Origin of the sequence: Methylomicrobium sp. Wu6 (assembly GCF_035916875.1) — a bacterium.
Taxonomy (GTDB): Bacteria; Pseudomonadota; Gammaproteobacteria; order Methylococcales; family Methylomonadaceae; genus Methylomicrobium.
The window spans coordinates 1-12528 of the sequence record NZ_JAXUHN010000012.1 but is presented as its reverse complement, the minus strand read 5'-3'; the positions used below and the strand labels follow the sequence as shown (position 1 = coordinate 12528).

Here is a 12528-nt window from a genome sequence, read left to right as displayed (position 1 = left end):
AAACATGCGTCATCGTTTTCTGATAGTTCTAATCGGGCAACCCTTGCCAACTCTGTTTCCTGCTGGTTCTAAAAAGCTTTTAGTTTAACGCCAATCAACTTTCTGCGAGACACTTAACGCTGATTTAAAGTGGCTTGTTTTAGCGGTTTTATATTAAGTTAATCTCAAAAAGTTCAATCAAATAACAAATATACTACTCAAATCATATTGACAATGTTAGAATCGGTCGCCAGATATTGATACAGCCAATTGCTTTTTGTATTCATCGTTTTGTAACAAGGAGATTTTAAAATGAATAAATCACTCATAACCACTGCATCGCTAGTGGCATTTCTCATTTCCGGTTGCGCGACATCACCGGTGAACCCGGTCGGAACATTTCAGGCCAACGATCTGAACGAATTGCTAACCTCCGGGCAGTATCAGCAAAAAACCGACAATTTTTTTGTAATCAACGATTCATCTTCCTCAATGGGAGAGGACTATAAAGGCCCGGGATTCGCCTCTGGCGATACGCCGATAAAACTAGCGGTCGAAAAGGAAATTCTGTCCCGAATCAATCAAACCATTCCCAACCTGAAACTGACCGCCGGCATCCGCAGCTTCGGTTTTGGCCCCTGCACTGGCTGGGGAAGCACGCTTTTGAATCTGCCTCCAGCAGCTTACTCAAAGTCCACGTTCAGTTCCGGCATCGATGCGCTGACCTGTGCGAGCGGCGGTTCGCCGATGGATGAAGCGGTTGAGGCTGCTGCCTCCGACCTTTCCGGCACATCGGGCCGAATCGCATTGCTGATACTAAGCGACGGCCACGAACTGGATGGCAACCCGGTTCCAGCTGTTCAAGCCCTCAAGCAACAGTACGGCGAGCGTCTTTGCGTGTATTCCGTCTGGGTCGGTAATAAACATGAAGAAAGCGGCAAATTATTGCTGAACAGCTTGTCTGATATTGCCGGCTGCGGCTTTCGCGCAGACGTAGAGAATGTAGCCACTCCGGCCGGCATGGCTGAATTCGTCAAAAACGTTTTCCTGAAACCCGCGGCGCCAGCGGCGGCTCCGGGCTGCGAATCCCTCGACAGCGATGGCGATGGCATCAATGACTGCGATGATCGCTGCCCGCTTACCCTGAAAGGCGCGCATGTCAACCAATTCGGCTGCTGGATCGTCGATGTCAAATTCGATAACGACAAGAGCAACATCAAACCCCAATACTACGGTGAATTGGACAGCGCCGCTGAAGTCATCAACAATAACGCTGGCGCGACGATCGAAGTGCAAGGCCATACCAGCAATACCGCATCGGTTGAACATAACCAGAAATTGTCTGAACGCCGTGCCGTTGCAGTGGCCAAATACTTGAAGAAAAAAGTAGGCGCAAACGCGACATTGGTGCCGCGCGGTTATGGATTGACGCAACCCATCGATACCAATGACACCGAGGAAGGCCGCGCGAATAACCGCCGCGTAGAACTGAAGATAATCCGCTAAGGCGTAGCGTTGCTATCTTGATACCGGAAAACCCGCTTATAGGTTTTCCGGCAGCTTGATGCCGCAGGGCCGCGCCGCTTATTCATTTCTCTTTGATGAATAAGCGGCGCGGCTTTTTATTGGCTTCGCTTTTTTATTTTCCGCGCATTAGCCGACAGCAATTTTACTGCGATCCCGGCAACAAACCTCTCTCACTCCGCTAATTTTTGCAAAGCAAACTGAAGGTTCTTCTGGATTCGCTCAACATGACCGGCAGCAAGAGGAAATTGTAAGGCTTTTTCACAAGCATCGCGGCTTTCCTGATAGCGCCCGGTCCAGTAGGCGGCCACAGCCACTTCATCAAAAATCCGCCAATGATAAATTTCTTTTTCGACAAATAAAATATCGCTTGGGAACGGAATTTCGCTGCCCGTTTTCGCGAACAGATACGCTTGCGCATACCAACCCTGATTACGGCAATACATAGCCAACTCATGCAACGGTTCGGCGCCTCGACTTGGGCGCATTTCGTAAGCCTTCAGCAACTGAGAAACAATTTCGCCATACGGCTTTTTCAAAACCACCGCCAATTTACCGGCCTGATATTGTGCGACAAAGCTCTCCTCAACCCAACCCGGCATTTCCGCGCGCAGTAAATAATTTGCGTACGCTTTTTGATGCTGTCTTGCATCGCGGTATGATTGGGCCAAATAAAAGCGGCTACGGCAGTCCTCCGGATGCCTTTTCAATTCGGCTTCGAGCAATCGCGCATCTTTTAGGAATTTTTCCTCGGCGCTGACGCCGCGCGACCTCGCCCCTTCCCCGGCTCTGACGATAATTTTCACATCCGGCAAATGTTTTCTGACCAGCGTACCGTCCACATTTTGCAAATATTCATGAACGACACCTTGCCATCGCCAGCGGGTTGCGCTTACGTCGATCAGGTTGGTGACGGCGTAACTCAATTCGCCATAATGTTTTTCCAGTGAATAGGTCGTGCCGCGTTCAAGGTTTTGATAAAACAAAGGATCGCCGTAGCGCAGTTCCTCATCCGCATCTATCAGCAATAACCAATCCGCCTGACCCGACTTGTAAGCGTAATCCAGAGCCTGATTACGGTTATGTTCGAAATTGACCCATTCATGGATGTAAACCTCTCCGGGTATTCCGGCATTATCCATCCATTCCTTGATAAACTCGGGCGTACCGTCGGTCGAACCGGTATCGACAATCACATAATAGCTAATGATATCCTTGACCGAAGCAAACAAACGCCCGAGCACGGGTGTTTCGTTCTTCACGATCATGTTCAGACATATGCTAGGTTTTGATGACACGGCAGCTTCTTATGCTATTTCGGTATGCATTTGTGTGACGGTCGAGCAGAAAATCTTTCCGTAAGGATGCAATTTCTGTCGCCATACGTCGCACGCTGATATTGTTAAAATTTTGCCCCAGGGGCGAAGGTGCTTCTCGCCCATTTTTGAAAGGTTCGGAATTAGACCGAATTATCCTGATAACGGATTTTGTTTGCAATCTGAATCATTGAATTCCCGCTCGTTTGCAGCGACTATTGTGGCCTTGGAAGACAAGCTAGACAAGAAAATGGCGGAGTACGGCTTGCCGGCAGAGGCTACACGGCAAGCCATTAAAACGTATTATTACGGGATCAGTCGAACCTCGTAAGTCGTAGCTGTAGGTGTTGCAGATCCATTTTTAGTATTGCATACTCTAACTGTGACCTGCCCAGCTGCCGAAACATAACCATCCCAAAAAAAGTTATCACCTGGAATTGTGGAATTTGATGGCGTCACCAGCACGACCATGCCAAAAGCAGCGTTCGTGATGGATTTCGTGCCTGAGGCACAGCCACCTGTACCCAATGACGCACCACCAATCGAGGCAGTGGTCCCGCCATAATTCGGGCCTAGACTTTGGATCGATCCCGTCGCACCAGTAGCGCCAGTGGCACCGGTAGCGCCGGTGACGCCTTGAGGTCCGGTGGCGCCTTGAGATCCGGCGGCACCAGTTGCTCCGGCGACGCCTTGAGGTCCAGCGGCGCCGGTAGCGCCGGCGACACCTTGAGGTCCGGCGGCACCGGTTGCTCCATCGGCACCGGTAGCGCCGGTAGCGCCTTGAAGTCCGGTGGCACCGGTTGCTCCAACGACACCGGTAGCGCCGGTAGCGCCTTGAAGTCCGGTAGCACCGGTCGCTCCAGCGGCACCGGTAGCGCCGGCGACGCCTTGAGGTCCGGTGGCACCGGTTGCTCCGGCGGCACCGGTAGCGCCAGCGACGCCTTGAGGTCCGGTGGCACCGGTTGCTCCGGCGGCACCGGTAGCGCCGGCGACGCCTTGAGGTCCGATCTCTCCCTTCGCCCCCTGAGCCCCTCCTTTACTGTCCCAGACTATATCCAAGCTCGCTTCATGCGCTGAAAATTTGCTTTCTTTACTGTCGATCTTAATTTTGAGCCCCTCCGAACCTTGCAGGGCAAAACTGATTGTCGAATTGGTAGGATCTAACAGGCGTTGACGAACGTACTCAGTAACATCAAACTCCACCCATTGATTTTGCCTAGGATTAGCGGGATTGCCGACTTGATTGCCAACAATTAAGGAAGAAGCATTCGTTAACGCCAGTTCGCTTACATCGGTAGTTGATTCAAAAACCTTCAATGTACCCGTTGTACCAATCATATTGGTTACAAACAGTTTTAATGTTGCCTTTGTGAGAGTTCCATTTTGAGGTGCATCGGAAAGGCTAAATCTCAGATATCCCAGGTTGGTTGAATCAACTACCTTAATAGCGGCCTTTTTTCCAAAATTTTTGTTCCCGCTAACTGACACATAGCTATCATCCGTCAGCGTGAAGTCCGCCCCGACAACAGGCATAGCCGTTAACGCGGCAAAAGAACCTAATAATGTTAACGATTTAATTTTGTTATGTTTTTTATGCATGTAGCGCATGTCTTTTTTCATGTGGATTCTCATTTATAAAAAAAATGATTTTTATGGATAGCCTTGGTTAAACACCACATTCAGATTTTACGATTGCTAAGGCCGTATTCATTTTTTCTAAATATTAAATGCGGCTTCGACAGATCGTTTTTTAAAATCCGATAGATATTCTGTGATGAATATAGCAAATCTTAAAATTCCCATAAGATTGGCTCGGTATTTAATGTAGAAAATGAGAACCAACTCACAGTTTTAATAAAAACCATGCGCATGAAAGGAAAGTTGTTAGCAGATAACACGCAAAAATCTGGCGGACCGCCAAAAATTTGAAAAAAAAGCGCCGTCAGGAAATGACGGCGCTTTTTATTTGGGTTCGCCTAATGGCGTAAAGACAGGAAAAGAAAGCGTTGCGGACTTATTCGATCACGTCGATACCGCCCATATAAGGCAGCAAGGCGTCCGGAATCCGAATCCTTCCTTCCGCATCCTGATAATTTTCGAGCACCGCAATCAAAGTTCTGCCCGCCGCAAGCCCTGATCCGTTCAACGTATGCACGAGTTCCGGCTTGCCGGTTTCGGGGTTGCGCCAGCGCGCCTGCAGGCGGCGCGCCTGAAAATCCTTGAAATTGCTGCATGACGAAATTTCGCGGTAAGCGCCCTGCCCCGGCAGCCAGACTTCGAGATCGTAGGTCTTGGAGGAAGAAAAGCCGGTATCGCCGGCACACAGCAGCATCCTACGGTACGGCAGATTCAGTTTTTGCAGGATCGCTTCGGCATGTTGCGTCAATTCTTCATGCGCCTTAGCCGAATCCTCCGGTTTGACGATCTGCACAATCTCGACTTTTTCGAACTGATGCTGGCGGATCATACCGCGCACATCGCGGCCGTAAGCTCCGGCCTCGCTGCGGAAACACGGACTGTGGCAGACCAGCTTGAACGGCAGGTCTTTCGCATCGAGAATCACGTCGCGGACGATATTGGTGACCGGCACTTCCGCGGTCGGAATCAGATACAACGGCGGATTGTCGGCGGCCTTGAACAAATCGGCTTCGAACTTGGGCAACTGGCCGGTGCCGCGCAAACTGTCCGCATTGACCAGATAGGGCACATAAGTTTCGCTGTAGCCGTGTTCGCCGGTATGCGTGTCGAGCATCAACTGGATGATCGCCCGCTGCAATCGAGCCAGCGCACCATTTAGCACAACAAAACGCGCTCCGCTGAGTTTCGCGCCCAGTTCGAAATCCATGCGCTTGTTTCTGGCGCCCAGATCGACATGATCTTTTGGTGTGAAGTCGAATGCCGGCAACGTCCCCCAGCGGCTGATTTCGACATTGCTGTCTTCGTTCTTGCCGTCCGGTACCGAGAAATCGAGAATGTTCGGTATATGTTCCAGCAGCGCCGTGACCGCCGACTGAATCTCGGCCAGTTCGGTCTCGGCCTGTTTCAATTGATCGCCGAGATGCTGAACCTGATCCATCAGCGGCTGAATGTCCTCGCCCCTGGCCTTGGCTTGCCCTATCGCCTTCGAACGGCTGTTGCGTTCGTTTTGCAGGTCTTGCGTTCTAATCTGCACATCCTTGCGGCGGTTTTCCAGTTCGGTATAAGCCTCCGCGTCGAAAGCAAATCCGCGTCTTGCCAATTGCTCAACGACATAATCGAGTTCGGTTCTAAATAATTTGGGGTCTAACATGACAAATATGTGACTACTAATCAATAAAAAATCTAGCTTAAATGCGCTTGGCCCGGCCAACTGACGATATGATCGAAACGCAGTTTGGCCTGTAAGGCTTCGATCGCATGGACGACCCTGTCCGGTTCGTCATAAAACTCCAGGATCAACGGCAACTCGAGCGATAAATCGACCAGCGACGACGTATGGATCTCACGCGAGGCGCCCATGCCTTCGATGCCTCGAAACACGGTCGCGCCCATGATTTTCTCCTGGTCACGTAAAATGGTAAGCGCTTTTTCAATACGATTGTCGCCTTCCAGCAAGTAAATTCTGGCAACCGTTATCGGTTTAATGATCATATCCGTTCACCCGCGACCAGACCGAGCCATAACAAAAGCAAACAAAACAACCCGTTGCCGGTAAACACCCCCAATACTAGATTGGGGTGGGTCTCCAGCGCATAACCATGTTCGAGCAGATAGAGAACCACATATAAGCCTGACAACGTTAAAAAGACGCCGGCCATGATTACCATCATCGCGGCGCGATATTCGACGACGATTTCGACGCGCTGTAACAGGATCGCGGCAACGATTCCGATTAAGAACGCGACCAACGCATTCGCGATCACGATCGCATAGGGGAACGCGCCATCCTGCCAATGAATCATGCCGGCCGAATAATAATAGAGCGATCTGCCGGCCAAAAGACCCACCCAAACCGCCAACAGGCAGGCAAAAACGCTGAGTGCGATATTGGCCGCGGCCTTCGAAAATGCCCCCTGTTCGATCAGATAAATCGTTTCGAGCGAAAAGCTCGAAAAAGTCGTAAATCCGCCAAGAAAGCCGACCAAAATCGCGGCACGGTATTCGAGCGCGAACGCGACCCGTTGCAGAATCAATGCTTCGGCCAACAGGCCGATCAAAAACGAACCGATCACATTCACCGTCAGCGTACCGTAAGGAAAGCCCCGTCCCAGCCACTGATATACGCCGGTCGATACCAGAAATCGCACCACCGAACCGCAAGCGCCGCCCAGCGCGATCACGATCAATTGATTCATGTCACGCGTTCGTCAACCGCGCTTGGCGGCAAATTGGGGAGCGATGAAATGCTCCCGGTAATAGTGAAGTTCGTCGATCGATTCCTTGATGTCGTCCAGCGCGCGGTGCGTGGAAACCTTGTTGAAGCCGTCCTTGATTTCCGGCGCCCAGCGCGCGGCCAACTCCTTCAGCGTCGAAACATCGATGCTGCGGTAGTGAAAAAAAGCTTCCAGCCGGGGCATGTAACGGCATAAAAAACGCCGATCCTGCCCTATCGTATTGCCGCACATTGGCGAGGTTCTTTCGGGAACCCATTGCTTCAAAAACTCAAGCGTCTGCCGCTCGGCTTCCGCAGTATCGATTTCAGATGCTTTTACGCGTTCGACTAGGCCGGATTGGCCGTGATGCTGTTGATTCCAGTCGTCCATCGCCGCCAGCGCCGCATCGGACTGATGGACTGCGATCACCGGCCCCTGCGCCAAGATCGCCAGATCCTTGTCGGTAACGATCGTCGCAATCTCGATAATTACATCCTGGTCGGGATTTAATCCGGTCATTTCGAGGTCAATCCAAATAAGACGATCCGAATCCTGCGCCATTTAATGTCTCTCCATTATTTTCATAAAGTGCCGATTAGTGTAGCATTGGCGAATCTGTATGGCTATTTCTTAGAATAAACGATTATAACCAGATAACCATGAATATTTTTACCGTTATTTTCATCGTCGCGCTGATTATTTCCTACTCGCTGCAATTCTGGCTATCCAGACGGCAGGCTGCGTATGTGCTGGCGCACCGCGGCGAGGTTCCCGCTGCTTTCGCCAAGTCGGTGCCGCTGGCCGCGCATCAAAAAGCGGCGGACTATACGGTTGCAAAAGGCAAACTCGGCGACTTCGACAGTATTTTCGGCTTGGTGTTATTGTTGGTACTGACACTGGGCGGTGGCATCAATCAGGTGTTCACGTTTTGGTCCTCGACGATAGAATCATCGATCCCCTCCGGAGTCGCGGCGATCGCAACGGTCTTTCTGGTCATGACCCTGCTGGAATTGCCAACCAGCCTGTATCAAACCTTCGTGATCGAAGAAAAATTCGGTTTCAACAAAAGCACGCTCGGACAGTTTTTCAAAGATCATGCCTTGCAGCTGGCGCTGGGCGCGGCGATCGGCATGCCGCTGTTGGCACTGATTTTGTGGGTGATGGACAATGTCGGATCGTTTTGGTGGCTCTGGGCATGGGCAATCATGATGAGCTTTTCGTTGCTGATGAGTTGGTTGTTTCCTACCGTAATCGCGCCGTTGTTCAACAAATTTACGCCGATGGAAGACGGCTCGTTGAAGAACCGGATTCAAAAACTGCTGGACCGCTGCGGTTTCAACAGCCAGGGCATTTTTGTGATGGACGGTTCCAAACGTTCCGGCCACGGCAACGCCTATTTCACCGGGCTAGGCAACAACAAGCGGATCGTGTTTTTCGACACTCTGATTAATTCGCTCGATGATGAAGAGCTCGAAGCGGTGCTGGCCCATGAGCTGGGACACTTCAAATGCAAGCATGTGATCAAGATGTTGATCGCGACAGCGGTGATGAGCCTGATCAGCCTCGGCATCCTCGGCTGGCTGATCGATCAATCTTGGTTTTATACGGGCCTCGGCGTTCAGCAACCCTCTCATGCAGCCGCCTTGCTGCTATTCATGCTGGTATCGCCTGCATTCACGTTCTTCATGCAGCCGATCAGCGCTTTTTTCCAACGCAAGTTTGAATTCGAAGCGGACAGCTTCGCGGCCGACCATGCCCAGGCAACCAAAATGATCAGCGGTCTGGTCAAACTGTATGAAGAAAACGCCAGCACGCTGACCCCAGATCCTTTGTATTCGGCATTTCATTACAGTCATCCGCCGGCGGCGATACGGATTGCACATCTGGAATCGAAAATGGCGGCTCAGTAGTGCCTGAAATCAAGGAAGGGTTGGCGATAGCACATTTGGGCCAAGGCATCGCCGTTGAGGGGCACGGCCAAATCATTCTCTGCCAACCCCTCAGAAAACTGGATACCGTCACGGTCGGCGACAAAGTGCTCTGGTCTGAGGCTGGCCCCGGCCAGGGCCGCATCGAACAAATTCTGCCAAGACATTCCGTGTTGCTGCGCCCTGCCCGGAATGGCAAAACTCGGCCGGTCGCCGCGAATATCGATAGGGTGTTCGTTATTTTTGCGATGGAACCGCATTACGACTGCCTGTTGATCGATCAATATCTGGCGATATGCGAAAACAGCAATTTCAAGGCGGCGCTCGTTTTGAACAAGGCCGATTTGCCGCTGACGGACGAAGCGGAGCACGATCTCGCGGTATATGCCGAATTGGGCTACCCTATATACAAAGTCAGCGCGAAAACCGGACTGGGTCTGGATCGATTAATACAGGCATTAAAAAACCAGGTCAGCGTCTTTGCCGGCCAATCCGGCGTCGGCAAATCTTCGCTGACCAACGCATTCATTCCGGACAAGGACATCAAAATCAACACGATTTCGGCATCTGCAAAACTCGGCCGGCATACAACCACCGCTGCGACCTTGTACCATCTCAAGGAAGGCGGCGACCTGATCGACAGTCCAGGCGTCGCGATTTTTGGACTAGCGGATTTGTCCGCATCCGAACTGGCCTATGGCTACAGGGAATTTCGGCCGTTTATCGGCAATTGCCAATTCAACGACTGCCGGCACGAGCAGGACAAAGGTTGCGCGATACGGGCGGCTGTCGAAAATGGTACAATTGCTAGTTCTCGTTACCAGCGTTTTCTGAAACTTAAAGAAAAAATCCCTTTAAAACGTTAACTAATCTTTCGGGCAGCCTTCCAGCTTGTAAATGGCATAGCCTTTGTCGTCGATCTGCCGCCGAATCTCGGTCGGTGCCTCGGCGCTATGACAAAAGTAGCAAGTTTCCTGGGTGACCACGGCGTCGGCTTGGCCGATGCTTTCAAGCCAATGTTTGGCGCATTCCAACGCTTTTTGCGGGTCCTGTTCATCGATGATGACATCAAAATGCATGATGCCGCCTTTGGTTTTTTTCGCGTAAGTGTCAAATACGTGTGATATAGTCATGTCGATTCGATAAAAAACCGGTGGACAAGCCACCGGCGCAACAAGAATGCTTAAAATAAAGGATATTACTGAAAGTTTTGCAAAGCCTTACAAGAAAATCGAACCGTCGCTATCGATAAAAAATTCCCCTAGAAAAAAACGACTTTTTTATATAGTATCGATTCGATATGCTGACAGAGTATGATATAATGCTCGTCAATGTCAAGAACTTTTGAGTAAATTTGAGCGTGATGGAAAGAATTGCCATATTTGAAGTCATCGAACGCATGTCGGCATTGATACGTTCCGAGGAGCGCAAGAAATGCACTGAACTTGGCCTGCAGCCAGTCCATTTTCAGGTTCTGGATTACCTTTCGCGCTGCAACCGTTACAGCGATTCGCCAGCCGCATTAACCAACTACCTAGGCATGACGCGCGGCACGGTTTCGCAAACCCTCCAGTTGTTGGAAAAAAAAGGCTACATCAAGAAAATGACCGACATTAATGACCGGCGCATGGTGCATCTGAGCCTTTTAAATGAAGGTGAATCGATGTTGTCCGACGCACGATCGACTGATTTATTCAGGCAAGCCTCGACTTTATTGAACGAAGACACCGATGCCGAAAAAGTCTTCTCGCAAACGCTACTGGCTTTGCAAAAGGCGCATAAATCCCATACCTTCGGTTTATGCAAGTCATGCAAATATTTTACCCGTGAAGCTGGCGGATTTACCTGCGGTTTGACCAAGGAACAACTCAGCCAGAGCGATAGCGAAAAAATCTGCCAGGAACATACGGTCAACTAGTTTAGGCGCGTTCGCGGCTTTTGTCGCCCAAAGACGGCACCTATATCGTTCACACAAACGTAAACAGCATCTGCCGCCTCTTCAACAAGAGGTGTAAAAATCGGCTATACCGCGTCTTCGCGATTTTCCAATTGCCTGTCCAAAGCCCAACGCACATGCTCTTTGACCAACTCCGATGGATGCTCGAGTTTGCCTATTAACACCGCGATAATCTCCGCGGAACGGCGCGCGTTGCCGAGCGCGACCGCGATGTTTCTGAGCCAGCGCTCAAAGCCGATTCTTCTGATCGCCGAACCTTCGGTCCGAGTCAAAAATGTCTCCTCGTTCCAAGCGAACACATTGAGCAATTGTTGCGTATTCAGCCTGTGCCGCGGTTTGAAATCGTTTTCATCGGTTAATTTGGCAAACCGGTTCCAGGGGCAGACCAACTGGCAGTCGTCACAGCCGTAGATGCGGTTGCCGATCAACGGCCGCAGCGGCTCGGGAATCGACCCATGGAGTTCGATCGTCAAATACGACACGCAGCGCCGCGCATCGACCTGAAAAGGGGCGACGATCGCCTGGGTTGGACAAATGTCCAGACAGGCGGTGCAGGAGCCGCAATGTTGCGTGGCGGGCTGGTCGATCGGCAGCGGCAGATCGGTATAGATTTCACCCAGAAAAAACCAAGAGCCGGCTTTGCGGTTGATCAGGTTGGAATGCTTTCCGATCCAGCCGAGCCCCGCTTTTTCCGCCAGCGCCTTTTCGAGCACCGGCGCGCTGTCGACGAAGGCGCGGTAGCCGAACGGACCGATGTCCGCGTGGATTTTATCGGCTAATTTTTGCAGACGGTTGCGTATCAGTTTGTGATAATCACGGCCGAGTGCGTACCTTGAAATATACGCTTCGGAAGGATCGGCAAGGCTTTTGTCCATTACGGCGGCAGGCTCGGATAAATAATCCATCCGCGCCGAGATGATCCGTAACGTGCCGGGCCGCAACAGGTCCGGCCGGCTACGCTTGAGCCCATGGCGTTGCATGTACTCCATTTCGCCATGAAATCTTTTATCAAGCCAGGCAGTTAAATACTGCTCTGCCTGCCGAAGATCGGTATCGGTAATGCCGACCTGCTGGAAACCCAACGCCATCCCCCACTGTTTGATACGTGCCGCCAATTGTTGCATTTCCTTGTTATGATCGGCTGGCAGCGTCATGGGATAGAAATAATCGCTCTTCAAATAGGTTTAAAAAAGGGGCGGCTCGGGCCGCCCCCTATTTTTAAAGTAAATGCATTGGCCTCGATGCAGGAAGTCGAGACCGACTCATAACCAATCTTAAATCTGTCCAATCGGGCTGCCGATATTGACGCTTCTATCCTCGCCTTTATCCGATTTTTCCAGACGTGCCCGACCCGCTGAATCGTTATCGTCCATCGGCGGACGCGGATCGCGACCGGCCATCAAATCGTCGATCTGATTCTTGTCGATCGTTTCCCATTTCATCAAGGCATCGGCCATTTTGTGCAGAATCTC

12 protein-coding genes and 1 pseudogene are annotated in these 12528 nt (G+C 51.2%); 4 read left to right on the top strand and 9 right to left on the bottom strand.

What is annotated here, in order from left to right; all coding sequences use genetic code 11:
• Window positions 1-291 precede the first annotated feature (291 nt).
• Window positions 292-1485, top strand: coding sequence for an OmpA family protein (locus U2W12_RS00370; protein WP_326498692.1), 1194 nt, complete (start codon window positions 292-294; stop codon window positions 1483-1485).
• A 191-nt stretch (window positions 1486-1676) separates the two neighbouring features.
• Here U2W12_RS00370 and U2W12_RS00365 read toward each other — a convergent pair whose 3' ends face one another.
• The 6 genes from U2W12_RS00365 to orn all read right to left on the bottom strand — a co-directional run bounded on the left by U2W12_RS00365 (window position 1677) and on the right by orn (window position 7732).
• The gene (locus U2W12_RS00365; protein ID WP_326498691.1) at window positions 1677-2771 is read right to left on the bottom strand and encodes a glycosyltransferase; all 1095 of its coding nucleotides are present in this window, start codon (window positions 2769-2771) and stop codon (window positions 1677-1679) included.
• A gap of 354 nt (window positions 2772-3125) precedes the next feature.
• Window positions 3126-4439 carry a DNRLRE domain-containing protein gene (locus tag U2W12_RS00360; RefSeq protein WP_326498690.1) on the bottom strand — a complete coding sequence of 438 codons (1314 nt, stop codon included), beginning with the start codon at window positions 4437-4439 and terminating at the stop codon, window positions 3126-3128.
• Window positions 4440-4833: 394 nt separating this feature from the next.
• Window positions 4834-6108: a serine--tRNA ligase gene (gene serS / locus U2W12_RS00355; RefSeq protein WP_326498689.1), complete on the bottom strand. Its 1275-nt coding sequence runs from the start codon at window positions 6106-6108 to the stop codon at window positions 4834-4836.
• 32 nt (window positions 6109-6140) lie between these two features.
• Window positions 6141-6449, bottom strand: a complete 309-nt coding sequence (locus tag U2W12_RS00350; protein ID WP_326498688.1) for a DUF190 domain-containing protein — start codon at window positions 6447-6449, stop codon at window positions 6141-6143.
• Complete coding sequence (gene crcB, locus U2W12_RS00345; RefSeq protein WP_326498687.1) at window positions 6446-7153, bottom strand: fluoride efflux transporter CrcB; 708 nt, start codon at window positions 7151-7153, stop codon at window positions 6446-6448. Before crcB ends, U2W12_RS00350 begins: the two co-directional genes overlap by 4 nt.
• 12 nt (window positions 7154-7165) lie before the next feature.
• Complete coding sequence (gene orn, locus U2W12_RS00340) at window positions 7166-7732, bottom strand: oligoribonuclease (protein ID WP_326498686.1); 567 nt, start codon at window positions 7730-7732, stop codon at window positions 7166-7168.
• Between the two features lie 98 nt (window positions 7733-7830).
• Here orn and U2W12_RS00335 point away from each other — a divergent pair, with 98 nt between their 5' ends.
• A complete protein-coding gene (locus tag U2W12_RS00335) occupies window positions 7831-9081 on the top strand; it encodes a M48 family metallopeptidase (RefSeq protein ID WP_326498685.1) in 1251 nt (416 codons plus the stop codon).
• Window positions 9081-9965, top strand: a complete 885-nt coding sequence (gene rsgA / locus U2W12_RS00330; RefSeq protein WP_326498684.1) for a ribosome small subunit-dependent GTPase A — start codon at window positions 9081-9083, stop codon at window positions 9963-9965. Before U2W12_RS00335 ends, rsgA begins: the two co-directional genes overlap by 1 nt.
• Here rsgA and U2W12_RS00325 read toward each other — a convergent pair whose 3' ends face one another.
• The gene (locus tag U2W12_RS00325) at window positions 9966-10232 is read right to left on the bottom strand and encodes a DUF2024 family protein (RefSeq protein ID WP_326498683.1); all 267 of its coding nucleotides are present in this window, start codon (window positions 10230-10232) and stop codon (window positions 9966-9968) included. It abuts the gene before it with no gap.
• 230 nt (window positions 10233-10462) lie between these two features.
• On the opposite strand from U2W12_RS00325, the gene U2W12_RS00320 reads away from it, so the two are divergent.
• Window positions 10463-11017 carry a MarR family transcriptional regulator gene (locus U2W12_RS00320; RefSeq protein ID WP_326498693.1) on the top strand — a complete coding sequence of 185 codons (555 nt, stop codon included), beginning with the start codon at window positions 10463-10465 and terminating at the stop codon, window positions 11015-11017.
• Window positions 11018-11121: 104 nt separating this feature from the next.
• Here the strand turns inward: U2W12_RS00320 and queG are convergent, their stop codons facing one another.
• Both queG and U2W12_RS00310 read right to left on the bottom strand, forming a co-directional pair.
• The gene (gene queG / locus U2W12_RS00315) at window positions 11122-12210 is read right to left on the bottom strand and encodes a tRNA epoxyqueuosine(34) reductase QueG (RefSeq protein ID WP_326498682.1); all 1089 of its coding nucleotides are present in this window, start codon (window positions 12208-12210) and stop codon (window positions 11122-11124) included.
• 120 nt (window positions 12211-12330) lie between these two features.
• Window positions 12331-12528, bottom strand: a pseudogene (locus U2W12_RS00310) (cell division protein FtsH); the annotation flags it as partial.

Bases quoted from the DNA above. Each gene is read 5' to 3' on its own strand.
- U2W12_RS00325 (WP_326498683.1), bottom strand. From the start codon at position 10,232: ATGACTATATCACACGTATTTGACACTTACGCGAAAAAAACCAAAGGC.
- orn (WP_326498686.1), bottom strand. From the start codon at position 7,732: ATGGCGCAGGATTCGGATCGTCTTATTTGGATTGACCTCGAAATGACC.
- U2W12_RS00335 (WP_326498685.1), top strand. From the start codon at position 7,831: ATGAATATTTTTACCGTTATTTTCATCGTCGCGCTGATTATTTCCTAC.
- U2W12_RS00370 (WP_326498692.1), top strand. From the start codon at position 292: ATGAATAAATCACTCATAACCACTGCATCGCTAGTGGCATTTCTCATT.
- U2W12_RS00320 (WP_326498693.1), top strand. From the start codon at position 10,463: ATGGAAAGAATTGCCATATTTGAAGTCATCGAACGCATGTCGGCATTG.
- crcB (WP_326498687.1), bottom strand. From the start codon at position 7,153: ATGAATCAATTGATCGTGATCGCGCTGGGCGGCGCTTGCGGTTCGGTG.
- U2W12_RS00360 (WP_326498690.1), bottom strand. From the start codon at position 4,439: ATGAAAAAAGACATGCGCTACATGCATAAAAAACATAACAAAATTAAA.
- U2W12_RS00350 (WP_326498688.1), bottom strand. From the start codon at position 6,449: ATGATCATTAAACCGATAACGGTTGCCAGAATTTACTTGCTGGAAGGC.
- U2W12_RS00365 (WP_326498691.1), bottom strand. From the start codon at position 2,771: ATGATCGTGAAGAACGAAACACCCGTGCTCGGGCGTTTGTTTGCTTCG.
- serS (WP_326498689.1), bottom strand. From the start codon at position 6,108: ATGTTAGACCCCAAATTATTTAGAACCGAACTCGATTATGTCGTTGAG.
- queG (WP_326498682.1), bottom strand. From the start codon at position 12,210: ATGACGCTGCCAGCCGATCATAACAAGGAAATGCAACAATTGGCGGCA.